At 62.7% G+C, this 25,074-nt stretch carries 22 protein-coding genes; 17 read left to right on the forward strand and 5 right to left on the reverse strand.

Annotated features, from left to right (window positions below; all coding sequences use genetic code 11):
* Positions 1-48 precede the first annotated feature (48 nt).
* Entirely contained in the window at positions 49-2,454 is a 2,406-nt protein-coding gene (locus M1D88_RS00950) for a phosphoketolase family protein (RefSeq protein WP_458114599.1), read from the forward strand.
* A gap of 60 nt (positions 2,455-2,514) precedes the next feature.
* On the opposite strand, the gene M1D88_RS00955 is transcribed toward M1D88_RS00950, so the two are convergent.
* Entirely contained in the window at positions 2,515-3,006 is a 492-nt protein-coding gene (locus M1D88_RS00955) for an inorganic diphosphatase (protein ID WP_247041291.1), read from the reverse strand.
* 148 nt (positions 3,007-3,154) lie between these two features.
* On the opposite strand from M1D88_RS00955, the gene dacB reads away from it, so the two are divergent.
* The 4 genes from dacB (at position 3,155) to hpt (ending at position 7,582) form a co-directional block, all read left to right on the forward strand.
* A complete protein-coding gene (gene dacB / locus M1D88_RS00960) occupies positions 3,155-4,642 on the forward strand; it encodes a D-alanyl-D-alanine carboxypeptidase/D-alanyl-D-alanine endopeptidase (RefSeq protein ID WP_458112764.1) in 1,488 nt (495 codons plus the stop codon).
* 82 nt (positions 4,643-4,724) lie between these two features.
* Complete coding sequence (locus M1D88_RS00965; protein WP_458112765.1) at positions 4,725-5,843, forward strand: zinc-dependent metalloprotease; 1,119 nt, start codon at positions 4,725-4,727, stop codon at positions 5,841-5,843.
* 107 nt (positions 5,844-5,950) lie between these two features.
* Positions 5,951-7,000 (forward strand): tRNA lysidine(34) synthetase TilS, encoded by a 1,050-nt coding sequence (tilS, locus tag M1D88_RS00970; RefSeq protein ID WP_458114600.1) that lies wholly within the window; start codon positions 5,951-5,953, stop codon positions 6,998-7,000.
* Between the two features lie 30 nt (positions 7,001-7,030).
* Positions 7,031-7,582, forward strand: coding sequence for a hypoxanthine phosphoribosyltransferase (gene hpt / locus M1D88_RS00975; protein ID WP_458112766.1), 552 nt, complete (start codon positions 7,031-7,033; stop codon positions 7,580-7,582).
* 48 nt (positions 7,583-7,630) lie between these two features.
* Here hpt and M1D88_RS00980 read toward each other — a convergent pair whose 3' ends face one another.
* Positions 7,631-8,008, reverse strand: a complete 378-nt coding sequence (locus M1D88_RS00980; RefSeq protein ID WP_458112767.1) for a YegP family protein — start codon at positions 8,006-8,008, stop codon at positions 7,631-7,633.
* Positions 8,009-8,256: 248 nt separating this feature from the next.
* Here M1D88_RS00980 and M1D88_RS00985 point away from each other — a divergent pair, with 248 nt between their 5' ends.
* Entirely contained in the window at positions 8,257-9,354 is a 1,098-nt protein-coding gene (locus tag M1D88_RS00985; protein WP_458112768.1) for an alanine racemase, read from the forward strand.
* 40 nt (positions 9,355-9,394) lie between these two features.
* Here M1D88_RS00985 and M1D88_RS00990 read toward each other — a convergent pair whose 3' ends face one another.
* Genes M1D88_RS00990 through M1D88_RS01000 form a run of 3 tightly spaced genes read right to left on the reverse strand, consistent with a single transcriptional unit; the run spans position 9,395 to position 12,933 of the window.
* A complete protein-coding gene (locus tag M1D88_RS00990; protein ID WP_458112769.1) occupies positions 9,395-10,420 on the reverse strand; it encodes a LacI family DNA-binding transcriptional regulator in 1,026 nt (341 codons plus the stop codon).
* Positions 10,421-10,437: 17 nt separating this feature from the next.
* A complete protein-coding gene (locus M1D88_RS00995) occupies positions 10,438-12,018 on the reverse strand; it encodes a family 43 glycosylhydrolase (RefSeq protein WP_458112770.1) in 1,581 nt (526 codons plus the stop codon).
* Between the two features lie 6 nt (positions 12,019-12,024).
* Positions 12,025-12,933 carry a DUF6807 domain-containing protein gene (locus tag M1D88_RS01000; protein WP_458112771.1) on the reverse strand — a complete coding sequence of 303 codons (909 nt, stop codon included), beginning with the start codon at positions 12,931-12,933 and terminating at the stop codon, positions 12,025-12,027.
* Positions 12,934-13,217: 284 nt separating this feature from the next.
* Between M1D88_RS01000 and M1D88_RS01005 the strand changes: the two genes are divergently transcribed.
* The 11 genes from M1D88_RS01005 (at position 13,218) to folK (ending at position 25,071) form a co-directional block, all read left to right on the forward strand.
* On the forward strand, positions 13,218-14,522 hold the full coding sequence (locus tag M1D88_RS01005) for an ABC transporter substrate-binding protein (RefSeq protein ID WP_458112772.1): 1,305 nt from the start codon (positions 13,218-13,220) through the stop codon (positions 14,520-14,522).
* 32 nt (positions 14,523-14,554) lie between these two features.
* Positions 14,555-15,508 carry a carbohydrate ABC transporter permease gene (locus M1D88_RS01010; RefSeq protein ID WP_458112773.1) on the forward strand — a complete coding sequence of 318 codons (954 nt, stop codon included), beginning with the start codon at positions 14,555-14,557 and terminating at the stop codon, positions 15,506-15,508.
* 10 nt (positions 15,509-15,518) lie between these two features.
* Positions 15,519-16,427: a carbohydrate ABC transporter permease gene (locus M1D88_RS01015; RefSeq protein WP_458112774.1), complete on the forward strand. Its 909-nt coding sequence runs from the start codon at positions 15,519-15,521 to the stop codon at positions 16,425-16,427.
* 72 nt (positions 16,428-16,499) lie between these two features.
* The gene (locus tag M1D88_RS01020; protein WP_458112775.1) at positions 16,500-18,527 is read left to right on the forward strand and encodes a pectinesterase family protein; all 2,028 of its coding nucleotides are present in this window, start codon (positions 16,500-16,502) and stop codon (positions 18,525-18,527) included.
* 1 nt (position 18,528) lies between these two features.
* Entirely contained in the window at positions 18,529-20,034 is a 1,506-nt protein-coding gene (locus tag M1D88_RS01025) for a pectinesterase family protein (RefSeq protein WP_458112776.1), read from the forward strand.
* Positions 20,035-20,106: 72 nt separating this feature from the next.
* On the forward strand, positions 20,107-20,286 hold the full coding sequence (locus tag M1D88_RS01030; RefSeq protein ID WP_458112777.1) for a PspC domain-containing protein: 180 nt from the start codon (positions 20,107-20,109) through the stop codon (positions 20,284-20,286).
* A gap of 200 nt (positions 20,287-20,486) precedes the next feature.
* Positions 20,487-22,553, forward strand: coding sequence for an ATP-dependent zinc metalloprotease FtsH (ftsH, locus tag M1D88_RS01035; RefSeq protein ID WP_458112778.1), 2,067 nt, complete (start codon positions 20,487-20,489; stop codon positions 22,551-22,553).
* 9 nt (positions 22,554-22,562) lie between these two features.
* Complete coding sequence (folE, locus tag M1D88_RS01040; RefSeq protein ID WP_458112779.1) at positions 22,563-23,207, forward strand: GTP cyclohydrolase I FolE; 645 nt, start codon at positions 22,563-22,565, stop codon at positions 23,205-23,207.
* A 9-nt stretch (positions 23,208-23,216) separates the two neighbouring features.
* A complete protein-coding gene (gene folP, locus M1D88_RS01045) occupies positions 23,217-24,137 on the forward strand; it encodes a dihydropteroate synthase (protein WP_458112780.1) in 921 nt (306 codons plus the stop codon).
* Between the two features lie 29 nt (positions 24,138-24,166).
* A complete protein-coding gene (gene folB, locus M1D88_RS01050) occupies positions 24,167-24,526 on the forward strand; it encodes a dihydroneopterin aldolase (RefSeq protein ID WP_458112781.1) in 360 nt (119 codons plus the stop codon).
* Positions 24,523-25,071: a 2-amino-4-hydroxy-6-hydroxymethyldihydropteridine diphosphokinase gene (gene folK, locus M1D88_RS01055; protein WP_458112782.1), complete on the forward strand. Its 549-nt coding sequence runs from the start codon at positions 24,523-24,525 to the stop codon at positions 25,069-25,071. The genes folB and folK overlap by 4 nt, the downstream gene beginning before the upstream one ends.
* The last annotated feature ends 3 nt before the right edge of the window (positions 25,072-25,074 follow it).

Consider the following 25,074-nt stretch of genomic DNA (forward strand, 5'->3'; position numbering starts at 1 on the left):
GAAGATGTTGCCATGGGAGTTGGCATTGCCGGCAATGGTGAGGACGTCATGGATCAGAACACGGGCACATCAACGACGACGGAACTGGACCTCGTGGACCGCTGGTGGAGGGCAGCCAACTATCTCTCAGTGGGCCAGATCTACCTTCGTTCCAACCCCCTCCTCTGGAAACCCCTGAGCGCGGAGGACACCAAGGCCAGGCTGCTGGGCCACTGGGGTACTACGCCTGGCCTGAACTTCGTTTACTCCCACCTGAACCGGGTCATCCGGCGGGACCGGCAGGAGATGCTGTTCATCGCAGGCCCGGGCCACGGCGGACCTGCGGTGGTCGCCAACGCCTGGCTGGAAGGGACTTACTCCGGGATCTACAGCAACGTAGGCAACGACGAACAGGGGCTGGCCGAGCTGTTCCGACAGTTCTCCTACCCGGGCGGAATCCCCAGCCATGCGGCTCCCGAGACGCCCGGCTCCATCAGCGAGGGCGGCGAACTGGGGTATTCGCTTGCGCATGCCTACGGGTCGGTATTCGATAACCCAAAGCTGATCACCGCCGTCGTTATCGGTGATGGCGAGGCGGAAACCGGCCCACTGGCTGCTAGCTGGCACTCCCATAATTTCCTGGACCCGGTGGCTGACGGCGCCGTCCTGCCCATACTGCACCTGAACGGTTACAAGATCGCCAACCCCACGGTGCTGGCCAGGATGCCCGAAGCCCAGTTGGAACAACTGCTTCGCGGCTACGGACACTCGCCGCACTTTGTCACAGTGGATGACCCTGACAACACGGTCCAGGCGCACCGGGACTTCGCCACGGTGCTGGACAAGTGCCTGGCCGAGATCCGCGCTATCCAGGAGGAGCGCCGGACCGAGCAGGATTCACCAAGGGATGCCGCGCCGAACGATGCTGCCCCGCAGTGGCCCATGATCGTTCTGCGCTCGCCGAAGGGCTGGACCGGTCCCCGGATAGTGGACGGGCAGCAAGTGGAGGGGACCTGGCGCAGCCACCAGGTCCCTCTGGACCAGGTACGCACTAACCCTGATCACCTCGTACAACTGCAGGAGTGGTTGGAGTCTTACCGGCCCGAAGAATTGTTCGACGACGACGGTCGCCTCCGCGCCGACGTCGCCGCCAACGCCCCCGAAGGTGAGCTGCGGATGAGTGCCACTCCCTACGCGAACGGCGGCGTCCTGCTCCGCGACCTGAAGCTGCCGGACTACGACCAGCATGCCGTCGAGGTTTCCAGACCAGGGGTGGAGCGTGTGAGCCCCATGATCGCCCTGGGCTCCTGGCTGCGCGACGTCATTGCCGGGAACCCGGAGACGTTCCGGCTGTTCGGCCCTGACGAAACGGCCTCAAACCGGCTGCAGAACGTCTACGAGGCCACGGACAAGGTGTGGCAGTACAGGATTGACGCCCTGGATGAACACCTTGCCCGCGCCGGACGGGTCATGGAAGTCCTCAGCGAACACTTATGCCAAGGGTGGCTGGAAGGATACCTGCTGACCGGCCGCCACGGAGTGTTCAGCTGCTACGAGGCGTTCATCCACATTGTCGATTCCATGTTCAACCAGCACGCGAAGTGGCTCAAGGTCCACCGGGCGCTTCCCTGGCGCCGGCCGGTGGCATCGCTGAACTATCTGCTGTCCTCCCACGTCTGGCAGCAGGACCACAACGGCTTCTCACATCAGGACCCCGGCTTTATTGACCACGCCGTGAACAAGAAAGCTGAGGTCATCCGCGTGTATCTGCCACCGGATGCCAACACCCTGCTTTCCGTGATGGAGCACTGCCTGCGCTCCAGGGATTACGTGAACATTGTGGTGAGCGGCAAGCAGCCCTCACCCACCTGGCTTGGACCGGAGGAAGCCGCCCATCACTGCCAGCGTGGACTGGGGATCTGGGAGTTTGCCGGCTCGGAAGTCCCAGGCGAGGAGCCCGACGTCGTACTGGCCTGTGCGGGCGACGTGCCCACTTTGGAGACGGTTGCGGCGGCGGAACTTCTGAAAGCTGGAGCTCCCGGACTGAAGGTAAGGGTTGTCAACGTAGTGGACCTGATGCGGCTCCAGGATGCCGGAGAGCATCCTCACGGACTGACATCCCGGGACTTCGACGGCATTTTCACCGCCGCTAAACCCATCATTTTTGCCTACCACGGCTACCCTTCCCTGATCCACCGGCTGGCCTACCGGCGTACCAACCAGGAAGGCCTGCACGTTCGTGGGTATAAGGAAGAGGGCACCACCACCACGCCCTTCGACATGGCCATGCTTAACGGGATTGACCGCTTCCAGCTCGCCATCGATGCCATCGACAGGGTGCCCGGACTCACGGAAAAACACTCGCTGTTGCGCCAGTCGCTTCAGGACCGCAGGATCAAGGCACGGAACCACACCAGGAAGCACGGTGAAGACCCGGAGGAAATCCGCAACTGGTCACGAGCTGGCCGGCCTTAAACGTTCGACGGCGGTGGTGGGGTTCGAAGTGAACCGCACCACCGCCGTTGTGGTTGAGCGTCAGTGCCCTGCTGCCGGAACGTAGCGCTTGATGGAGGCTTCGAGCTCGGCTTCGGCTGCGGCGCGGTCCGCCCAGCCTTCGGCCTTGACCCATTTGCCGGGCTCAAGGTCCTTGTAACGCGTGAAGAAGTGCTCGATTTCCTTGATCAGGAATTCGCTCACGTCGGTGACTTCCTGGATGTGGTCGAAACGGGGATCCGCCGGAACGCACAGGACCTTGGCGTCTCCGCCGCCGTCGTCGGTCATGTTGAAGACGCCAATGGGGCGGGCCTCAACGATGACGCCCGGGTGGAGATCGAAATCCTGCAGGAGCACCAGTGCGTCCAACGGGTCGCCGTCTTCACCCAGGGTGTTCTCGAAAAAGCCGTAGTGGGTGGGGTACTGCATGGACGTGAAGAGGACGCGGTCCAGGCGGACTCGGCCCGTCTCGTGGTCGACTTCGTACTTGACGCGTGATCCCTTGGGGATCTCGATGGTCACGTCATGCTTCATGGAATGCTCCTCGACTTCAGGGGGTTCGCGGCACTCGTGACCTTCTGCTAAGGAGTGTCCGTGCCGCCGACTACTATTGAGGATATAGCGAGAGGCCCAGGTTTTCTGAACTAGTGGGGACATTCAGGACTTAAGGACCAGCTGCAGTATGAAAGACATCACCGGCCTGTCAGGCGTAAAAATGGCCCTGCGTGACACCCTCGGAGTCCTCCGGCGGCACTACCCGCTGATGCTGCTTACCCTCCTCGTTGCAGCCCTCGCCGTCCCTGCCGGTATGGTCATCGCCCCCGGCTTCACCGGCCAAGGGCTGTATCCGGCACAGCCGGCCCCTTCGATTCCTCCTTGGCAGCAGGCCCCCCGCGATCTTTCCCGGCCGGACGGCATCGAACCCCTCAGCGGATCCGCTCCCGTTCCTTGGCCGGACACTCTGGCCGCCCAACTCAACGCCACCCTTAAGCCCGACGGCGGGGGAAGCTTCACAGGGGTGGTCCAGGACGCGGCCACGGGCCAGGTGCTGTTTGATCGGGGCGGGGCGGAAAACCGGGTTCCGGCGTCGAACGTGAAACTCCTGACGGCGGTAGCGGCACTGAGGTCGCTCGGTCCGGACCGCCGTTTCAGCACTATGGCTGTGACGGGCCCCACGGCTGGTTCCGTCGTGCTCACGGGTGGCGGAGACGTGCTTCTTGCGGCCGGTGCATCATCAGGGAAGGACGCCCTGGGATACGCGGGGCTTGCCACGCTGGCTGAGCAGACAGTCCAGGCGCTGAAGGCCAACAGCGCAGCCGGGACTGTCTCCGTACTGCTTGACGATTCCCTCTTTACCGGTCCGGCCCTGAGCCCGGCCTGGAGCCCGGACGACGTTGCGGCGGGAGAGGTTGCCCCATTGTTCCCCCTGGCGCTTAATTCCGCGCAGTTTGAGCCTGGCGTAACCACCGGCCAGCGCCCTCAGGACGCCGCCCTGACTGCGGCGGAGGCCTTCTCCGCACAGCTCACTGCCGCCGGCGCCGCTGCAGGGCTTACGGTCGCCCCGGGCGTGCAGCGGGCCCCGGGTCAAGGACTCCAGGGCAAGGTGCTGGCAGAGGTGCAGTCAGCCACAGTGCGGGAACAGGTAAACCTGATGCTGGAAACCTCGGATAACTATCTAGCCGAGGCCCTTGGGCGGATGGCTGCCGCTGCTTCAGGCTTGCCTGGAAGTAACGACGGCGCCACCACCAACGTTATTGAGCAACTCAGCAGGCTGGGCATCCCCACTGGCGGCCTGCGCCTGGCCGACGTGTCCGGACTGACCCTGGCGAACCAGGTAACCGCGCGGCAGCTCTCTGAAGTTGTTCGCGCCATTACCTCAGGGGAGGACACCAGGCTCCGGGCGGCACTGGACGGGTTTCCTGTTGCGGGCCTGACCGGAACACTGGGGGCTCGCTACACCGAGGGTTCCACGGCATCCGGCGCAGGACTGGTGCGGGCGAAGACCGGCACCCTCAACTCCGTCATCGCGCTCAGCGGTTACGTGGTGGATGCCGAAGGAAGGCTGCTGGTGTTTTCCTTCATCGGCAACGATCTCACCCCCGGGGCGGCGGGAAACCGGGTTGCCTTGGACCAATCCGCGTCTGTTCTTGCATCCTGCGGGTGCCGCTAGCCAGAATCCCCGGAAGCCGCTTTGGTTCGCCGTTGGGCGAACTTAAGGACGCACAGCAGCGGGCTATGGTGTGATGGAAGTTATGGAGTCTTCAGCAGGCGAGTCAACAGTTCCGGCCCAGGCACTCATCAATTGGGAGCTCGCCGCTTCCACCGCGGCGAGGCTTGCTCCGGCCGGCCCGTCACTGGGGTCCTCAGAGATCGGCTCGGCCGTGGAGAACCTTCGTTTCATGGCCGACGTCTCAGTACCCCACGTCCACGACATCACCGGGCTTGAAGCCGCGCGGGACCTCAGGGATTCCTCAGTCCTGGTGGTGGACAGGGCATCCTGGTCCAGGGCCAACACGCAAAGTTTCGCGGTGATGCTCAAGCCCGCGATCGAAAAGCTTCTTGAAAGCAGGCGGGGCACGCTCACCCCGGGAGCCGCGGCGGTGAGCGGAGCCATTACCGGCAGCCAGCTCGGCGCCATCCTGGCCTTTCTGTCCAGCAAGGTGTTGGGCCAGTACGACCCCTTTTCAGCCTTGGCCGAGGACTCCAATGCGCCGGGTGGCGGACGGCTGCTCCTGGTCGCCCCCAACATCATCGCCGTGGAGCGCGAGCTCAACGTCACCCCGGAGGACTTCCGGCTCTGGGTCTGCCTGCACGAACAGACGCACCGTGTGCAGTTTGCGGCTGCACCTTGGTTGCGACACCACATGCTCAGCCAAATCGACGATCTCAGCGGCCATCTCCTCGGCAACGTGGATTCGCTCATGGAGCGGGCAACAGCTGCCGCGCGCTCCCTAAAGGACAGGTCGGCGTCGGGAACTACGCCAGGCCGTGGCGTCATTCTGGACCTGCTCCAGGACCCCGAAGAAAAGGCCGCCATCTCGCACTTGACGGCCGTGATGAGCCTCCTTGAAGGGCACGCGAACGTGGTGATGGACGCCGTCGACGCCAGCATCGTCCCGTCCGTTAAAACCATCCGGCAGCGGTTCAACGACCGTGGCAAGGACCGCGGAATTGTGGAAAAGTTCATCCGCAGCCTGCTCGGCCTGGACGCGAAGATGCGGCAATACACCGACGGCGCCAAGTTCGTCCGTGCCGTTGTTGAGGCTGCGGGCATGGAGGGCTTCAACCGGGTCTGGGAATCCGTGGATCACCTCCCCACGGAGCCTGAAATCCACGACGCCAAGATCTGGCTCGACCGAATGGGGCTCTAATTACCGTGCAAGGCGCTGGATCAGGCGCTGGATCAGGCGCTGTGCTCGGAACGGGCGGACGACGGCGTCCCGGCCGTCTTGCTCCCGTCGTCGGGACCGCCCGGAAGATGTTGCAGGACGCCTTAGCCTCCGCGGGCTACCCGGAACAAGTGCTCGTGGCGTGCAGCGGTGGCCCCGATTCACTGGCACTGGCAGCTGTTGCGGCCTACTTTGCCCGGCGAGGACATGTGGACGGGCACCGGGTCTCGGTAGGCGCAGTGGTTGTTGACCATCAGCTCCAGCGAGGCTCGGCGGACGTTGCGGCCAAAACTGCAGTTACGCTGGAGGAACTGGGCCTCTCCCCAGTCGTGGTGCGGGTGGTCGACGTGGCCACGACCGGCGTGGGCCCCGAAGCTGCCGCCCGCGACGCCCGGCACGCCGCGCTCGAGTCGGTGGCGGACGCCGTCGGAGCCGGCGCCATCCTGCTGGGCCATACCCTGGATGATCAGGCCGAGCAGGTGCTGCTGGGCCTAGCCCGAGGATCGGGTACCCGTTCGCTGGCGGGGATGCGTCCGGTCCGGGATCGTCTCCTGAGGCCTTTCCTTGGCCTGCGTCGGGCTGAAACCCTGGAAATTTGCGAGGTGGAAGGGTTGGAGCCTTGGCATGATCCCAGCAATGCAGATCCTGCCTTTGCCCGCTCCCGGACCCGGGTGGAGGTCCTCCCACTGCTGGAGGAAAAGCTTGGCCCGGGGGTGGCTGAATCCCTTGCCCGCACGGCCTCCATCCTGCAGCTCGACGCGGACCACCTGGAGGACGTGGCGAACACGACGTATGAGCTGTTGGCTCAGCGTTCCGGACCGGACCTGACCTTGCCGGAGGAAGAGCTGCGGGAACTTGCCCCGGCCATCAGGTACCGGGTCATCGCAAAGGCAGCTGCCGCCGTCGGGGGCCAACAGCCCAGCTACCAGCGGCTCCTGGCAGCGGAAGCCCTCCTGCGGCGGAAGGGCTCAGCGGGGCCGGTGGAACTGCCTGGAGGAGTCAGCGTGTACAGGCTTTCCCTTGCGCAGATCCTGGCCGAAGACCAGCTCAACCGGGAGACTGGCAGGCGCCCCGTTCCCTGCGAAGGCGCACGCTGTGGGAAGCTAGTATTCCGGTCTCACAAACCGCACCAGAAATAGTCGCACCCCGTATCTACACAGGAGCCATTGGTGGATTCAAACGACGTCCAGGCAGACCTTAAGCACGTTCTCTACACCAAGGAACAGATCCAGCAGCGTATTACCGAGCTCGCTGCGGACATCGACAGGGACTACGAGGGACGCGAGCTCCTTATTGTCGGCGTCCTCAAGGGTGCAGTGATGGTCATGGCTGACCTCGCCAGGGCACTCCACAGCCACGTCTCCATGGACTGGATGGCTGTTTCTTCCTACGGCTCCGGCACCCAGTCCTCAGGCGTGGTCCGGATCCTCAAGGACCTTGATACCGACCTCATGGGCAAGGATGTGCTGATCGTTGAGGACATCATCGACTCCGGCCTCACCCTGTCCTGGCTGAAGACCAACCTTGAATCCCGCGGCACCGCATCAGTGGAAATCTGCACGGCCTTCCGCAAGCCCACGGCCGCGAAGGTGGAGATCGACGTCAAGTACGTCGGGTTCGACATTCCTAACGAATTCGTGGTCGGCTATGGCCTGGACTACGCCGAAAAGTACCGCAACCTTGATTTCGTAGGCACCCTGGCGCCGCACGTCTACGAGTAACCCACCAGAGTCTCAAAATCGGGAAGGGGTCTGAGACCCCACACAGTCTCAGACCAGGTGGGTCCAGCGGGGCCCCGTTGCCGCCTGGCGCAAGGTCCTTGCACGCGTCCGGAAATGGTCAGCTGCTGTTCTGTGATCACCAGGTCTGAGATCAACCCTCTGGTGATCATCTCTTTGCCGGTCTCCACTTGGGCGCCGTGTGTCAACGGCAAGCGCCGGTTCCGGAGTGCGCGTGGACAGACCAGCCGGACACAGGTCAGTGATGAGTCCCATTCCCGCGTACTCACGTACGGCAGTAATGCCGGCCACCGCCGCGGGTTTGTCCTCAAAGGCCATGGAGACAGCCATGATGGTTCCATCCGGAGCCTTGAGTCGGAACCTGAAGTACGATTCCGAATCAACGAATACCTCAAACGATCCTGTCACGACTATCCTCTCCGGTCTGCGGACTCTGGCCGACGGCGTCATCGCCAAGAGCCGGAACGCGTCGAGGCGTTCGCGTCGCACGTGGTTTGGCCGAACGAATTCAGTCGATTACGTTCAATCGCCACGCGGATCCGTTCATCAGGTGAGAATGAGTCTGTCGCAGGCCGGCCATTCCGGCAAGACTTACCGCGTAAACCGCAGGTAAATTCCCTGCAACTCCAGCGGATCTTGACTAAAGGAGGCCCTCAATGACTGTTCCCGCTGAGATCACCACCCCTGGCGTCATGATCGACGTCGACATACTGGACCGAAATATCGCCAGGATGGCGTCGGCCACCAGCAACCGTGGCGTCAACTTGCGGCCTCACGCCAAAACCCATAAAGTCCTGGAAATTGCGGCCAAGCAGCTCGCCGCAGGGGCCGTGGGGCTCACTGTGGCAACTATCGGTGAAGCCGAAGTCTTCGCCAATGGCGGAGTGGAGGACATCTTCATCGCTTACCCCCTGTGGGTGGGCGTCCGGCAAGCCGAAAGGCTCCATCGCCTCGCGGAGAGCGCCCGCATTACGGTAGGCGTGGATTCTGCCGAAAGCGCCGCCTTCATGGCCAGGAATCTCGGAGCCGACGCGGGAAAAATCGCAGTCAGGGTGGAGCTCGACAGCGGCCACCACCGCAGCGGCGTCCATCCCGACTCAGCCGCCGTCGTCGCGTTGGCAGCAGCCGAGGCCGGCCTCAACGTCACAGGGGTGTTCACCTTCCCCGGCCACAGCTACACGCCCGGAATGTCCCGTCAGGCTGCCGGGGAAGAAGATACGGTCCTTCGCCACGCCGCGGCGGCCCTTGCTTCCGCAGGCTTCACTGAGATGGAGCTCAGCGGCGGATCGACGCCAACCGCCCTTCTGGGCGGGGAAACAGCAGCCACAGAACTGCGGCCGGGTGTCTACGTTTTTGGTGATGCGCAGCAGCTCGAGCTTGAGCGGTGCAGCCCCGGGGACATCGCACTCACAGTCGCCAGCACGGTTGTCAGCCACCATAAGACCGGCCCGGAGGAGCCCGGGCGCTTCATCATTGATGCCGGAAGCAAGATCCTGGGCAGCGACCGTGCCCCGTGGGCCACCGGGTATGGGCGGTTGCTCGACTACCCTGCAGCGAGAATCATCGCACTGTCGGAACATCACGCCACAGTGCAGTGGCCGCAAGGAGCGGCAATACCGGAACGCGGGCAGCGGCTCAGGGTCATTCCCAACCACGTCTGCCTGACCATGAACCTCGTCGACGAAGTGAGTCTGGTCAGAGACGGGACGTTTAGTGGCACATGGGCAGTTGCCGCCCGGGGCAGGAATAACTGAACGCTGTTCCTCTAACCAAGCCGGGGAACACTCAAGCAGGCTACGGGTACGGTGCGGTGGAGCCCCTCTGGATCAGCTCCGTCGCCAGTTCTATGGAGCGTGGACCGGCTGTGGCGTTTTCGATCTGGTCCACCAGCATGCCGACGGCGAGCCCTCCCATCTGCTCGGAAGGCTGCCGGATGGTTGTCAGGGGCGGTGATGTCAGCGCTGCCTGGGCAATGTCATCGAAACCAACCACGCTGAGCTCCTCAGGCACCCGGATTGACCTCACCGCGGCGGCACTCATCAGGCCCAGCGCCTGAAGGTCGTTCCCGGCGAACACAGCGGTGGGCCTCTGATCCAGATCCAGGAGTTCCCCGCCGAGCCGGAGTCCGGCCTCAATGCTGAAATTGCCGTCGCGCACAAAATCGGGATTCAGCTCGATCCCTGCCGACCTGAGCGCTGCGGCATAGGCGGCATAGCGGGCCGGACTGTGGACGGAATCAGCGCCGCCGCCGGTAATCATTCCGATCTCCCGGTGTCCCAGCTTGAGAAGATGCTCGACGGCGAGCATCGCCCCGGAGAACGACGCCGGCCCAACGCTCGGAATTGCGAGTGCCTCGCTGCCTTGGGGGTCAAGGGCGACGGCGGGGATGTTCAGCGAGCGCAGTGCCGTCACCAATCGTGACCCTCTATGGGGAGCCAGCAACATCACCCCGGCGAGCTGATTCGTTGAGGAGCGCCGGAGTTTCCGCCACTCCTCTGACGACACATGTTCCGTCTTGGTGCACAGCACGTTGTAGCCCTGGCGGGCAGCGGCGGCCTCCGCCCCTTTGAGGATCTCAAGCACCCAGGGGCTGTCGAAGTTGTTCACCACGAGCTGCAGCAACCGTGCGCCGTTGACCTGGGTTTTTCTCTTGTTGTAGCCCAGTTCTTCGACGGCGGTGTTGACGCGGTCCCGGGTCTCTTGGGAAACATGGGCACGGCCATTGAGGACTTTGGAGACCGTTGGAACGGACACACCCGCAGCCGTTGCCACATCCGCAATGGTGGAGCGGGGAGCGGGCGTGGATGGTGGGGTGGCCAAAGTGGAAGTCCTAGGAGTCATAGTTGTGCGGATCCCGCAAACTCCGGCGATTGTTCCTGTGCAGTACGTGCGGCTTCCAGCTGTACTGACCCCACGATAACATCGCCCGTCCCGCTGGAACCTCTGGGCGAGGTGGCGAAGATCCCCAGCTCCGCCCCGATCCAATGGCCTTTCGCCAGCGTGAATTCCCAATCCTGCTCGTGCCATTCGCCGGTTCCCCGCGGACGCCATGCGAAATGCGCCCGATGCTTTGCATCAGTGCGGACCCGCAGCTCTATTGCACCGGCCGGGAGGTCCACCGGGGCCCCAAGCGGTTCCTCCTGTGGCGTGCTCCCTCCGGTGCCAGCGGTCAGCTGCACCCCGGTTGGGGTTCTCCTGAGGCCAAGCCAGGCGTACTCCAATCCCAGCACCACCACACCGGCCCGGGTTCCCGCCGGAACATCGCCCAGTTCGATTGACGTGCTGAAGACGGACGGGACACCCGGAAGGATCTGGCCCAGGACGTTCGGCAGCTCCCGGAGGTTGCCGGGATCGTTGGGCTGGCAATGCAGGATGGCCCGCCCGTCGCCGGGCAGGGCCAGCCAGTCCGCCTGGGGGTTGGCCTGCCAATGCCATTGGTTCCCTAAGGTCCTTTCACGGAAGTCGTCCGACGCCGGGAGGTGGACGGCGTCGGGAGCGGTCCCGCGTGGATACGCGTGGGCCAGCACCGGAGTCCCGGCCGGAGCGTCAGCGGTCCGGGCACCCATCCACGGCCAGCCGTCGTCGCCCCATCCCATGGGCTGAAGATGGACGACGCGGCCGTAGGGGCCGCGATCCTGGAAATGGAGGAACCAGTCCTGGCCAGCAGGGGTGGTGACCCAGGCGCCCTGATGGGGGCCGTTGACAGGGCTGTTTCCCTGCTCCAGGACCTTACGCGCTTCATAAGGTCCGAAGGGCGAGCGCGCGCGGAACACTGACTGCCATCCCGTGGCTACTCCTCCGGCGGGTGCAAAGATCCAGTACCAGCCGTCGCGTTTGTAGAATTTGGGTCCCTCGATGGTGGTGTATCCCGGAAAATCTACGCCCTTAATAACGTGGGTGCCGCTGTCCAGTAGCCGGGAAGCGTCCGGGCTCATTCGATGCACCGTCAAGACGTTCTTAAGTCCGATCCTGCTCTTGGCCCAGCCGTGGACCAGATAGGCCTTACCATCCTCATCCCAGAGGGGGCAGGGATCGATGATTCCACGGCCGGGGTAGAGCAGGTGCGGATCGCTCCAGGGACCCTCTGCCTTCTCCGAATGGAGCACGAATATGCCGTGGTCCGGGTCCGGGTAGAAAATCCAGAAACGGCCGTCGTGGTAACGGAGCGCCGGCGCCCAGACCCCGCTTCCATGCCGGACCAGGGAAAAGTGGTCCACAGGCGGGAGTGCTTTGAGTGCATGCCCAAGATGCTCCCAGTCCACCAGATTGCGCGAACGGAGGACAGGCAGTCCAGGGGCGCGGTTGAAACTGGACGAAATGAGGTAGAAGCAGCCATCCACCTCGATGGCATCTGGATCAGGCCAGTCGGCATTGAGGATGGGATTGTTGAACGTGGGCTGGCGGTCTTGGGAAGTCACTGGATCCTATCGATGGGTGAGGGCCGGCTGGGTAGTCTGCCGGCGGAGCGTCGGATGAAGGTCCAACAGCCTCCGGGCAAGGGCGGGGGAGTCCACAACCCCGTCCATCACGACGGCGTGAAGGGTCAGATTCAGCGGGTTGTGCCGCGAGACGGTCCTGCTGTTGTCCCAGGCGACGGCGGGGCCGGCCCCCAGATAACCTTCGGTCCGCAGGAACCAGGGAAGAGCCTGTCCAGGATCCTGGGCCAGCACTACGCTCGCCCGCCTTCCCGCGACGATTACCGCGAGAGACAACCAGGGTGAAAGTGAGCCGTGGGCAAGATCAGTGCCGGTTCCGGCTTCAGTCAGCACCCGTTCCGCGCGGGCGTCCCGGGGGAAGCGCCAAAAGATGCCGCCGTATCCTGCCCCCGCCCTTCCTTTGACCGCTGAGGAGGATACGTCAAGGCCGTCCAGTTGGTCCGCGGGCCTGATGGTGGAACTGATGCTCATGGCCCAAGCCCGAGGATCAGTGTGCCTCATCACCTGGATGCGACGGCGCTCGATTGCCTGCACGCCGCCGTCGGCTCCGATCCAGTCCAGATTCTCACTGATGGAGTCCTTTCCGGAATAGACATCAGTGACCTGCTGCCGGCCATGATTTGCCAACAAAACCGAGCCTTCCCCTGGCTTGAACGTACGCCCACCCCAGTAATTGCTGCCGCTTACGTCGGAGAAGGCTACTGAAATGCCCAGGTGATGCGAATGGTCCGGAGGCTCGGAATCTGTGACCAGCGTGCCTGACAGGGTTTGGACCGGGTGCAGGAAAGGCCGCGGAGACTGCCTGCCGTCCAATGCACTTCCGCTCTGATAGCGGAGAATCCCTGCCCCGCCGACTGTGAGGTCCACGGCATTGCTGTGATGGTGACCGGGGACCATTGCAGTTCCTTTCGTCCGGAAGTTCGTGGGTTGGATGAGACTAACCAATCGGAAATAAATAGGCAAGTAGTCAGAAAGTTTCCTAATGAACGAATTTCCCAGCATGTGTTGACAGTCACAGTAGTTCCTTGCTAGAAATCGTTTACTGAGCCGAACGTAATGGGGGAGTGTCGGAACGTTCTAGGTCTTCAGTCCACCAGTTCCTTTCAGAAACTTTCGTCCCTACTCCTCCGTTCCCTACGGGCTTCCAACAGAAACTTTCAAATCAGAGAGGTTGTCATTCGATGAAGATGACACAGCAGCTCCACTCCCGCAGAACCGTCCTTGCAGCCGCCGGGCTCACGCTTGGCCTGGCCCTGACCGGCTGCGCCGGTTCGGGAAACCCGGCTGGTCAGAACGGCACGGTGGAACTCAACTTCGTGTTCTGGGGTGATGCCAACCGGGCGAAGGTCACTGAGGCTGCACTCCGCGTCTTTGAGGAGAAGAACCCCAGCATCACGGTCAAGACCGAATACCAGGACAGTGGACCCTACGCCGACAAGCTGGCTACGCGTTTTGCGGGCGGAAATCCGCCGGACGTCCTCGCGATGGCGAACCGCAGCCTCCTCGAATACGCCCAGCGCGGCGCTCTGGCAGACCTCAAGACTCTTCCGGAACTCAAGCTCGACGCCGTACCGGAGACGGTGCTCAGCCGCGGAACCGTCGACGGCAAGCTGTATGGACTGGCCACCGGAGTAACAACAATCGGCATGGTGGTCAACAAAACCATCACGGACCAGGCCGGGGTGACCATTCCCGACGACAAGACCTGGAGCTGGGAAGACTACGCCAAGTTCGCCAGCGATGTGACCCGGAAGACCGGTGGAAAGGTCTACGGCGCAGGCTATGACGTGGCCACCGAAACCGGGCCGATCCTTCTCGCCCGCCAGCGTGGCGAGGACTTCTACACCAAGGACAACAAGCTCGGTGTCAGCGAGGAGACTATCCGTGACTGGTTCCAGTACAGCGTGGACCTTCGCAAAGCCGGGGGATATCCACCCGCAGGTTTCTTCGAGCAGATCGGTGGATCGCCCGCCCAGTCTTACCTGGCCAAGGGCACCGTTGCCTCCCAGATCATCCCCATCAATAACTTCAAGGGCTACAACGATGCTGTAGAAGGGGACCTGGTCCTCCTTCGGATGCCCGGCGAAACCACGGCTGAACGGCGGGGCTACTCCGCTGATCCCACCATGCTGTGGTCAGTCGCTGCAAAGTCCAAGCACCCAAAGGAAGCAGCAAAGCTGGTGGACTTCCTGACCAACGACACCGACGGCGCGGCGCACACCCTGACGCAGCGCGGCGTGCCGATCAATCCCGACGTTGCTGAATCCATCACGTCCAAGCTCAGCAAGGATGACAAAACGTTCGTTGACATGATGGCGGCCATCCAGGAGGACGAACTCCCTGAGGCCTACGTCTACCCCAAGGGCGCAAGCGTCGTTGCCGACACCCTCAAGCAGCTGACTACAGAGGTGGAGTTCGGGCGGATCAGCCCGGCCGATGCTGCAAAGACCTTCCTTGAGAAGAGCAATGCAGCCATTAACAAGTAGCCCGGCCGTCCTCGCGATTGGAGCCTGAGACCATGTCGGTCCTGACCAAACAGCCAAAGACCCTGCCGGCGGGTCCCGTTGCGGACCCGCCCGGTCGGGGCTCCCGCAAGGTTTCTTCCCGGAAACGGCAGCCGTCCGGTTACCTGTTCCTGCTGCCGTGGTTCATCGGCATGCTGTTCACGGTGATCCCGTTCTTCGCTTCGCTGTATCTGGCTTTCACGGACTACAACCTCTTCAACCAGCCGGCCTGGGTGGGGCTGGCCAACTTCGAGGCCATGTTTGAGGACCCGAGGCTCTGGCAGTCGCTGAAGGTCACCTTCATCTATACATTCGTGTCAGTTCCCATCTCGCTGGCCGCGGCCCTGGCGGTGGCACTGGTGCTGAACCGCGGTATCAGGGGCCTGCCGATCTACCGCTCCGTTTACTACCTTCCCTCCCTCCTGGGCGGGAGTGTAGCGATCGTCATGCTGTGGCGCTACATCTTCGGCAATGACGGCATCGTGAACAGTTTCCTGGGGCTGTTCGGCATCCAGGGGCCCGCCTGGGTCACTGACCCCGAGTTCGCCCTGAGCACCCTGATAGTGCTCAACGTCTGGACCTTTGGCTCACCCATGGTGATCTTCCTCGCCGGACTCCGGCAGGTTCCGTCGATGTACTACGAAGCCGCGTCCATTGACGGAGCCTCGAAATGGCGCCAGTTCCGAAGCATCACCATTCCGCTGATCAGCCCAATCATCTTCTTCAACCTGATCATGCAGCTCATCGGTTCGTTCCAGACGTTCACCCAGGGCTACGTCATGAGCGGCGGCACGGGCGGCCCGGCGGATTCCACACTCTTCTACAACCTTTACCTGTACCAGAAGGGCTTCACCGAGTTCGAGATGGGTTATGCCTCGGCTATGGCCTGGGTGCTGCTGATGATCATCGCGATTTTCACCGCCATCAACTTCATCGCGTCCAAGTTCTGGGTCTTCTACGACAATTAAGGCAACCGACATGGCTTTGCTAGATCTTCCCTTGAAACGGTCACAAAAACAGCCGCAACGGAGCCCCGCCATCCCGGACGGGGAAACTGAAGGAACCCCCGCCCAGCGCTTCACCAAACACCTCATCCTCTGTCTGGTGGGGCTGGTGATGCTCTATCCGCTGCTGTGGCTCATTTCCAGCTCGGTCAAGCCCAGTGAAGACATCTTCCGGCAACTGGGCCTGTGGCCGCAGAACTGGAACTTCGCAAACTATGCCGAGGGCTGGACGGCCCTGAACCAGCCTTTCCACGTGTACCTCTTTAACTCCCTGATCATCGTGGTGCTGTCCATCGTGGGCAATATCTTCTCCTGTGCCCTGGCCGCCTACGCGTTCGCCAGAATGGAGTTCACCGGGCGGAAGCTCTTCTTCGCCTTGATGCTGGGGACACTGATGCTGCCCGGCCACGTCCTGCTGGTGCCGCAGTACATCATCTTTTCCCAGCTGGGCTGGCTGGACACCTACCTTCCCCTGGTGGTGCCGAACTTCATGGCCACCAACGCGTTCTTCATCTTCCTGATGGTCCAGTTCATGAAGTCCCTGCCGGTCGAGCTGGATGACGCAGCGCAGATCGACGGCTGTGGCCCCTTCCGTACATTCATCAAGGTGATCCTGCCCTTGTGCGTCCCGGCCATGGCCACCACAGCGATCTTCACGTTCATCTCCACTTGGAACGAATTCTTCGGGCCTCTGATCTACATCCAAAACCAGGACCTGTACACCGTCCCTCTGGCGCTCCGGGCCTTCATGGACTCCGAAGGCCAGAGCATGTGGGGGCCCATGTTCGCCATGTCCGTGGTGTCCATTGCGCCCATCATCGGCTTCTTCATCGCGGGTCAGAAGTACCTCATCAGCGGCATCGCTACCACTGGCCTGAAGTGACGGCGTCGGCCATTCACTGAACTCCGGCGTCAACGCCGAACCAGCAAGTAATCACACACAAAGGAGTATGGGATGAAAGTTCTATCGATGTTTGGCGCCCTCATGGCGGCGAGTCTGTTGGGGGGACTGGCGGCGGCTCCTGCGCACGGTGCGCCACCCCACAACGTCGCGGGAGCGCAGAAGACGGGCACCACCGACGACGACGGCCGGGCGCAGGCGCTCTGGAAACAGGCGCCTGACGGCTTCGCTGCGCTGCCCGGGAACGGGCTCAGCGGCACCACGGGAGGCCAGGCCGGCCGGGTGGTCAACGCCGGGACCTTCGAGGAGCTGAAGAGCTATGCGGCGGCAGCAGAACCCCTGGTGATTCTCATCCCGGGCTCCATCAAACTTGAGTCGTATTTCAAGATCCCGGTGGCGTCGAACAAGAGCTTCATCGGTGTGGGCGACAGTCCTGAGCTTGTCAATGGAGGCTTCAAGCTCATCAATGTCTCCAACGTCATCTTCCGGAACTTCACCATCAGGGATTCCTACATTCCAGGCGACTGGGACGGCAAGACAGGGGACCACGACGGGATCCAACTGGACACAAGCCACCACGTGTGGGTGGACCACATGGCCTTCGAGCGCCTGGGCGACGGCATGATCGACACCCGCAAGGACTCGGACTTCCTGACCTACTCCTGGAACGTTTTCGCGGACCATAACAAGGCGCTCGGCGTGGGCTGGACGAACAACGCAGTTACCCGGATGACCCTTCACCACAACTGGATACGCAACACCGTCCAGCGCAACGCCAGCCTCGACAACACCGCCGCTGCCCACGTTTACAACAACTACCTGGAGGACATCGGCCAGTACGGCATGATGGGCCGGAACGCGGCCAAAGTCGTGGTGGAGAGCAATTACTTCGACACTGTGGCAGATCCCATCGTCGCAAAAGACCCCGCAACACAGGTGGTGAGCCGCGACAACATCTTCAAGGGCCAGACCTACGGCCGCAAGGACAACATCGGCGTGGCGTTTGAGCCGTCGTCCTTCTACCAGTACCGGAAGGACGCGACGGCGGACGTCCCCAGGATTGTTTCGGAAGGTGCGGGTCCCCGGAACTCTTCCGCGAAGGTGCCCGGGGCAAACATCACCGTGGCTCTCGATGGTACAGGCGATTTCGGAAGCATCCAGGCCGCGATCGGAGCCATCCCGGACCACAGCACCCAGGCACGCACCATCACCGTGAAACCCGGCGTCTACCGGGAAGTGGTTAATGTCTGGCCTGACCGTAAGAACGTCACCATTACTGGAGCGACAGGCAACCCGGCCGACGTCGTTCTCAGCTACAACACCGCAGCCGGCCAGCCGAAGTTCTTCGGCGGAACGTGGGGCGCCAAGGGCAGCCCCACCATGACCGTCGCCGCAGACAACACGACGGTTACGAACCTGACTGTCGAGAATACGTACGACGAGGCCGCAAACGGCTCCAGCCAGGCGCTCGCCGTCCGCTCCGTCGGGGACAAGGTCACGTTCGAGAACGCACGCTTCCTCGGGAACCAGGACACCTACCTGGCAGACACCACCGGCCGCGATGCCAGGGCACGCACGTATCTGAAGAACTGCTACATCGAGGGCGATGTCGACTTTATCTACGGCCGCGGCACGGCCGTCCTGGACGGCTGTACCGTTCATTCCCTCGACCGGGGCAGCGCAACGAACAACGGCTACATCGTGGCCCCAAGCACCAAGAACTCAAACCCGTACGGGCTGCTGATCATCAACAGCAGGCTGACCGGTGACGCAGCCCCCGGGACCGTCAGCCTCGGCCGGCCCTGGTTCGCGAGCAGCGATCCTGATGCCCACCCCCAGGCCGTCATTCGTGACTCGTGGCTTGGCGCACACATCGCCGAGCAGGGCTGGGCGGATATGAGCGGACACTCCTGGACGGAAGGGCGGTTCGGGGAACACAGCAACAGCGGGCCGGGAGCCTGGCTCAACGCTTTCCACCCGCAGCTCGATGTTGCCGGAGTGCAGCAGTTCACCATTGCCAATTACCTGGGGGACTGGACGCCGTATGCCGGAGCACAGGCGCTGACAGAGGCGGGCAACTGAAATGACCGCGAAATGTGCACTTTTTCAGGCAACGGCCATCACCCCGTCCCGCAGATCCGTGCTGACAACAGGCCTGCTCGGGGGAGGGCTGGTGGCCGCCACCTCCCTGGGAAGCGGAGTTTCGGCCGCGGCGGCCACAGATGGCTTGCGATACGGCCCTGAGCCCAGCCTTGGGGAGAGCGGATTCGACGAGGCAGGGTTGCCCAACAGCAGCGCCCTGGGCGGAACGGTCTGGTCCCACCAGCCCGCAGGATTCGCGTCGCTGCCCGGACTTGGACTCGACGGAACAACCGGGGGCGCCGGGGGAAACATTGTCCACGCCCGCACAACTGCAGAATTGCGGAGCTTCGCTAACGCCAGCGAGGCGCTCGTGGTCATCCTGCACGGCAGCATCGTCTTCGATGCCTATGAAAAGCTGCGGGTCCAGTCGAACAAGTCCTTCCTTGGCGCTGGTTCTGACGCAGAAGTGGTCAATGCCGGCTTCAAGCTCATCAACATTGCCAACGTGATCTTCCGGAACTTCACAGTGCGAGATTCGTACATCCCGGGAGATTTCGAAGGCAAGCGGCCAGATAACGACCGCGACGGAATCCAGGTGGACACCTCGCACCATATCTGGGTGGACCACATGTATTTCACCCGGCTGGGGGACGGCCTGGTGGATACCCGCAAGGATTGCGACTACGTGACCTATTCGTGGAACGTCTTCGCGGACCACAACAAGGCCATCGGGGAAGGCTGGACGGAGAACGTCGTTACGCAGCTGACCTTCCACCACAACTGGATCAGGAACACGCATCAGCGCAATGCCAGTCTGGACAACGTGCTGGCCGGCCATGTGTACAACAACTATCTGCAGGACATTTCAAGCTACGGAATGCTGGGCCGCAACGCTGCCAGGCTCGTCGTCGAAGGGAACTATTTCCAGGACGTCAGGAATCCGCTGAACATCCAGGACGCCGAAGGTGAACTGGCTGCCTCGGGAAACATTTTCGAGGACTGCGCGGGAGAGAACAGTCCTTCCCGCGGGGCCGCATTCGATCCGGCGGCGAGTTACCACTACAGGCCTGACCCTGCCGAGGCGGTCCCCGCCCTCGTCGGCAGGTTCGCCGGTCCGCTAGGAGGGACCGTCACGCCTCCGGCCGGGGTCATCACTGTTGCCCTGGACGGCTCAGGCGACTACGGGAGCATCCGGGCAGCTGTTGGGTCCATCCCGTCCGGTTATTCCCGGCCGGTCACCATCCGGCTCGCTCCTGGGGTCTACGACGAGCCTGTAGTTATCTGGAAGGACCGTAGCAACATTACGTTGGAGGGCAGGACCGGCAACGCAGCCGACGTCGTTCTTACCTTCAAAGAGGGGGTCACCCTTCTGGTCGCCGGAAACAGGACTGCCGTGCGTCATCTGACAGTCACATCGGGAAAAATCCAAACGGGTTTTGTAGTCCTGACCACCGGTGAGGATGTTTCCTACGAGAACGTGACCGTCCTGAACGGGCTTCACGGATAGGGGCCTCATAAGGCGTGCCTTCGTGCCGGCTCGATGGTTCCCTCCGTTGAGCCGGCCCGTTAGCATGAGCGCATGGACGCAACCCTGGTTCGACCCCGGAATGGCAAGATCATCGCAGGTGTCTGTGCAGCACTCTCTGCACGCTTCGGCATCCCCAAATTCATCGTCCGCCTGGCCTTTGTGATCTTCGGCCTGGTGGGTGTAGGAGAGCTGGTTTACATTGCCCTGTGGATCCTGATCCCCAAGGCCTGATCGACGGAAAGCTGGCGAGGATGCAGGCTCACAAACCCAGCCTTTTTGTGCTGCAACAGCTACGCCCATAGGGAACTTTTGCGCTTCACCGTGCGTGAATTACTCCGTACGGTGTATAGCTAGTAGCTGACGCAGTACCTCACGCGCGCGCAATTGCGCCGTGCAGCACTACCAGGAGGGACGGGGCGAGCCCCGAACAAATGAAAGCTAAGAGTTTCTTCAAGGGTCCGGGAATTTGGATCATTGTTGTTGTCGCAATGCTCCTGCTGGCCTTTGCCACCCTCGCCCCCGGCGGTGCCTCACGAATAGACACGGATAAGGGCCTTGAGCTGCTTTCGCAGAGCGGCCAGGTGGAACAGGCAAAGATTTTTGACGCCGAGAACCGCGTGGACCTGACCCTCAAGGACAACCTGACCATTGACGGTCAGGACAAGGGCAAGAGCGTCCAGTTCTTCTTCGTCAATGCCAGGGCGGACGACGTCGTCAAGGCAATCACCGACGCCAAGCCGGCCAACGGCTACACGGACCAGCCGATCGAGAGCAACTGGTTCTCAGGCCTGTTCTCCCTCCTCGTCCCGGTTATCCTCCTCGGCCTCCTCTTCTGGTTCCTGCTGTCCCGTATGCAGGGCGGCGGCTCCAAGATCATGCAGTTCGGCAAGTCCAAGGCCAAGATGGTCAGCAAGGACATGCCGCAAGTGACCTTCATCGACGTCGCCGGCGCCGACGAAGCTGTTGAGGAGCTTCAGGAAATCAAGGAGTTCCTGCAGGAGCCCGCCAAGTTCCAGGCTGTGGGAGCCAAAATTCCCAAGGGCGTCCTCCTGTACGGCCCGCCGGGCACCGGTAAGACCCTGCTGGCGCGTGCCGTAGCTGGCGAAGCAGGCGTTCCGTTCTTCTCCATCTCCGGCTCGGACTTCGTTGAGATGTTCGTGGGTGTCGGTGCGTCCCGAGTCCGCGACCTCTTCGAGCAGGCCAAGGCCAACTCACCGGCCATCATCTTCGTTGACGAGATCGACGCCGTCGGCCGTCACCGCGGTGCCGGCATCGGCGGCGGCAATGACGAGCGCGAGCAGACCCTTAACCAGTTGCTGGTTGAGATGGACGGCTTCGACGTCAAGACCAACGTCATCCTGATCGCGGCCACTAACCGTCCCGACGTTTTGGATCCGGCGCTCCTGCGCCCGGGCCGCTTCGACCGGCAGATCTCCGTCGAGGCTCCGGACCTTGTGGGACGCGACCAGATCCTCCAGGTTCATGCCAAGGGCAAGCCGATGGCGCCGGGCGTGGACCTCAAGGCTGTGGCCAAGAAGACTCCGGGCTATACCGGTGCCGACCTCGCCAACGTCCTGAACGAGGCAGCCCTGCTGACGGCACGGTCCAACGCCAACCTGATCGATGACCGCGCCCTGGATGAAGCGATTGACCGCGTCATGGCGGGTCCGCAGAAGCGCAGCCGCGTCATGAAGGAACACGAGCGCAAGATCACCGCCTACCACGAAGGCGGACACGCCCTCGTTGCCGCAGCCCTGCGGAACTCGGCGCCGGTCACAAAGATCACCATCCTGCCGCGCGGGCGTGCGCTCGGCTACACCATGGTGGTTCCGGACAACGACAAGTACTCGGTAACCCGCAACGAACTGCTGGACCAGATGGCCTACGCCATGGGAGGCCGCGTCGCTGAGGAAATTGTGTTCCACGATCCCTCCACGGGGGCTTCCAACGACATCGAGAAGGCCACCTCTACGGCCCGCAAGATGGTTACTGAGTTCGGCATGAGCGAACGCGTTGGTGCAGTGCGCCTGGGCCAGGGTGGCGGCGAGCCGTTCCTGGGCCGGGATGCCGGGCATGAGCGCAACTACTCAGACCAAATCGCGTACATCGTCGATGAGGAAGTCCGGCGGCTGATCGACCAGGCGCATGACGAGGCTTACGCCATCCTCACGGAAAACCGGGACGTCCTGGACTACCTGGCCCTTGAACTTCTGGAACGGGAAACCCTGAACCAGGCCGAAATCGCCGACATTTTCCGTGACATCCGCAAGCGCGATTTCCGCGAGGTTTGGCTGTCCAAGGAGTCACGTCCGGTACAGATGGCGGGCCCTGTTGAGTCGCGCCAGGAAAAGGCTGCACGCGAAGCCCAGGAGGAGGCCAAGGAGGCCCGTCTGGATGAGCCGCTGGACGCCCAGCCTCCGCATCCGCAGGGTGTGGCAGGCCAGGAGGTCTTCGAGGGCGGAACCGACGTCGGGCCCGATGTGCCCGGCCACGGCTAAACTCGTCTTGTGAACCACTACGACCATGACGACCTCACCGAGGTCGGTTACCTTTCTGCTGCCGAGAATCCTGCGGGACACCGGGGCATCAAAGTTGACCGGCGGCGGATCGAAGCGGCAGTCCGGGAAATCCTGCTAGCAATAGGCGAGGACCCGGACCGCGGCGGGCTTATGGACACGCCTAAACGGGTGGCCAAAGCCTACTCCGAGATGTTCGCCGGCCTCCACCACGACCCCGCGGAGATCCTATCCACTACCTTCGACCTCGACCACGAGGAATTGGTGCTGGTCAAGGACATCCCGTTCTATTCCACCTGCGAGCACCATCTGGTGCCGTTCCATGGGGTGGCCCACGTTGGGTACATCCCCTCGCACGACGGTAAAGTGACTGGCCTGAGTAAGCTGGCCAGGCTCGTGGACATGTTCGCCAAGCGTCCGCAGGTTCAGGAACGCCTCACCACCCAGATTGTTGAGGCCCTGGTCACCCACCTCAAACCGCGGGGTGCGATCGTCGTTGTCGAATGTGAACACCTGTGCATGTCCATGCGCGGCATCCGCAAACCCGGTGCCAAAACCGTCACCAGTGCGGTACGTGGGCAACTGCATGACCCGGCAACCCGCGCAGAAGCAATGAGCCTCATCATCGGAAGGTAACAACAGACTATGGACTCCCTAGCTGCAGCACCTGGAACCGGACCCGCAACATCTCCGCTGCCTATACTTCGCAAACCGCGGCCGGCCGCAACATTGGATAGCCTGCCCGCTGACCGAACCCTTGTGATGGGAATCCTGAACGTCACTCCCGATTCCTTCAGCGACGGCGGGAAGAACCCCACTCCGGACACCGCCATTGCGGCCGGACTGAGGATGTTTTACGCCGGAGCGGACATCATCGACGTCGGGGGCGAGTCCACCAGGCCAGGAGCCGAGGACGTAAGCCCTGAGGAAGAACAACGCCGCGTCCTGCCCGTGATCGCCGCCCTGGTCAAGGCCGGCGCCCTCGTGAGCATCGACACCGTCCACACCTCGACCGCCGCTGCTGCCCTGGACGCCGGCGCAGCCATCATCAACGACGTCTCCGGACTCAGCATCGAGCCGGGCATGGCCGATCTTGTGGCTGCGAGCAAGGTGCCCTATGTGCTGACTCACCGCCGCGGTGACGCCCGCACCATGAACTCCCTCACGGAGTACTCGAATGTGGCCGAGGACGTTGTGGCCGAGCTGATCGGTGTCCGCGACAAGCTGTACGCGGCAGGCGTGGCACCAGGGCAGATCATTCTGGATCCGGGGATCGGGTTCTCCAAGACGGATGAACAGAACTGGGAACTGCTGCGGAACCTGGACAAGCTGGAAGCCTTGGGCCACAGGGTCCTGGTGGGGGCATCGCGCAAGCGGTTCCTCGGTACCCTCCTAACGGTTGCTGGCAAGTCCGCTGCTCCCGACGAGCGTGACGCCGCCACAGCCGCCATCACCGCTGTCTGCGCAGCCCGCGGCGCTTGGGCCGTCCGCGTGCACGACGTCGGCCCCAGCCTCGACGCCGTCAAGGTTGCTGCCCGCCTGGCTCCGGCACGCGACAGCAACTGAAGCACCACCAACCGACAAGGGAAGGCTGGATGGACAAGATCACGTTGAGCGGCGTTACCGCTATGGGGAATCACGGAGTGTTCGACTTCGAGCGCCGTGACGGCCAGCCGTTCATTGTTGATGCCGTGCTGCACCTGGACTTCGCAGAAGCAGCCGCCTCCGACGACGTCTCCGACACTGCGCACTATGGCGAGGTCGCGGACAGGATCAGGCAGTGGATCACCGGCGAACCGGTAAACCTCATTGAGGCCCTTGCCGTGCGTATCGCTGAAGATCTGCTGCAGGAGTTTCCCCTGTCCGCCGTCGACATCACTGTCCACAAACCGCAGGCGCCCATCGACGTCGAGTTCGGCGACGTCTCCGTAAGCGTCCACCGGGAGCGACAATGATTTCGCGGGCTACGCTGCCGTACACACACGCCGTCCTGGCGCTCGGCAGCAATCTGGGGGAGCGGAACGACACCCTTTCCAGCGCCGTCGCGGATCTTGTGGACCGGCCGGAAGTGCGGCTGCTCGCAGTCTCACCTGTCATGCAGACGAAGCCCGTCGGCGGGCCGCAGGACCAGCCGGACTTCCTGAACATGGTGATCTCGGTGGAGACCACGCTCAGTCCGATGGAGTTGCTGCGGCACTGCCAGGCGGTGGAAAACAAGCACCTCCGCGTCCGCGATGTGAGGTGGGGGCCGCGCACCCTTGACGTTGACATCATTGTTTACGGTGATGTGGTGAGCTCCGATCCCGAACTTACGCTTCCGCATCGCCGGGCGGCAGAGCGCGCATTCGTGCTCTACCCGTGGTCGCTCATCGAGCCGGCAGCCGAGCTCAACGGCGAACGGGTCGGCGTTCTTGCGGCCCAGGCCGAGGATCTTTCCGGGCTCCGCCCCTTCGATGGCTTCGGCGACTTCAACGGTCTCCCTACCGCCGGGGCGGTGTAGCAC

It is taken from the genome of Arthrobacter sp. R1-13, assembly GCF_054161475.1.

Coding starts and splice junctions, on each gene's coding strand:
- M1D88_RS01030 (WP_458112777.1), top strand. CDS start 20,107: ATGGACGCAACCCTGGTTCGACCCCGGAATGGCAAGATCATCGCAGGT.
- M1D88_RS00955 (WP_247041291.1), bottom strand. CDS start 3,006: ATGAAGCATGACGTGACCATCGAGATCCCCAAGGGATCACGCGTCAAG.
- folB (WP_458112781.1), top strand. CDS start 24,167: ATGGACAAGATCACGTTGAGCGGCGTTACCGCTATGGGGAATCACGGA.
- M1D88_RS01020 (WP_458112775.1), top strand. CDS start 16,500: ATGAAAGTTCTATCGATGTTTGGCGCCCTCATGGCGGCGAGTCTGTTG.
- folP (WP_458112780.1), top strand. CDS start 23,217: ATGGACTCCCTAGCTGCAGCACCTGGAACCGGACCCGCAACATCTCCG.
- M1D88_RS00950 (WP_458114599.1), top strand. CDS start 49: ATGGATCAGAACACGGGCACATCAACGACGACGGAACTGGACCTCGTG.
- M1D88_RS01015 (WP_458112774.1), top strand. CDS start 15,519: ATGGCTTTGCTAGATCTTCCCTTGAAACGGTCACAAAAACAGCCGCAA.
- tilS (WP_458114600.1), top strand. CDS start 5,951: ATGTTGCAGGACGCCTTAGCCTCCGCGGGCTACCCGGAACAAGTGCTC.
- ftsH (WP_458112778.1), top strand. CDS start 20,487: ATGAAAGCTAAGAGTTTCTTCAAGGGTCCGGGAATTTGGATCATTGTT.
- M1D88_RS00965 (WP_458112765.1), top strand. CDS start 4,725: ATGGAGTCTTCAGCAGGCGAGTCAACAGTTCCGGCCCAGGCACTCATC.
- M1D88_RS01010 (WP_458112773.1), top strand. CDS start 14,555: ATGTCGGTCCTGACCAAACAGCCAAAGACCCTGCCGGCGGGTCCCGTT.
- M1D88_RS00985 (WP_458112768.1), top strand. CDS start 8,257: ATGACTGTTCCCGCTGAGATCACCACCCCTGGCGTCATGATCGACGTC.
- M1D88_RS01025 (WP_458112776.1), top strand. CDS start 18,529: ATGACCGCGAAATGTGCACTTTTTCAGGCAACGGCCATCACCCCGTCC.
- folK (WP_458112782.1), top strand. CDS start 24,523: ATGATTTCGCGGGCTACGCTGCCGTACACACACGCCGTCCTGGCGCTC.
- M1D88_RS01000 (WP_458112771.1), bottom strand. CDS start 12,933: ATGGTCCCCGGTCACCATCACAGCAATGCCGTGGACCTCACAGTCGGC.
- dacB (WP_458112764.1), top strand. CDS start 3,155: ATGAAAGACATCACCGGCCTGTCAGGCGTAAAAATGGCCCTGCGTGAC.
- M1D88_RS01005 (WP_458112772.1), top strand. CDS start 13,218: ATGAAGATGACACAGCAGCTCCACTCCCGCAGAACCGTCCTTGCAGCC.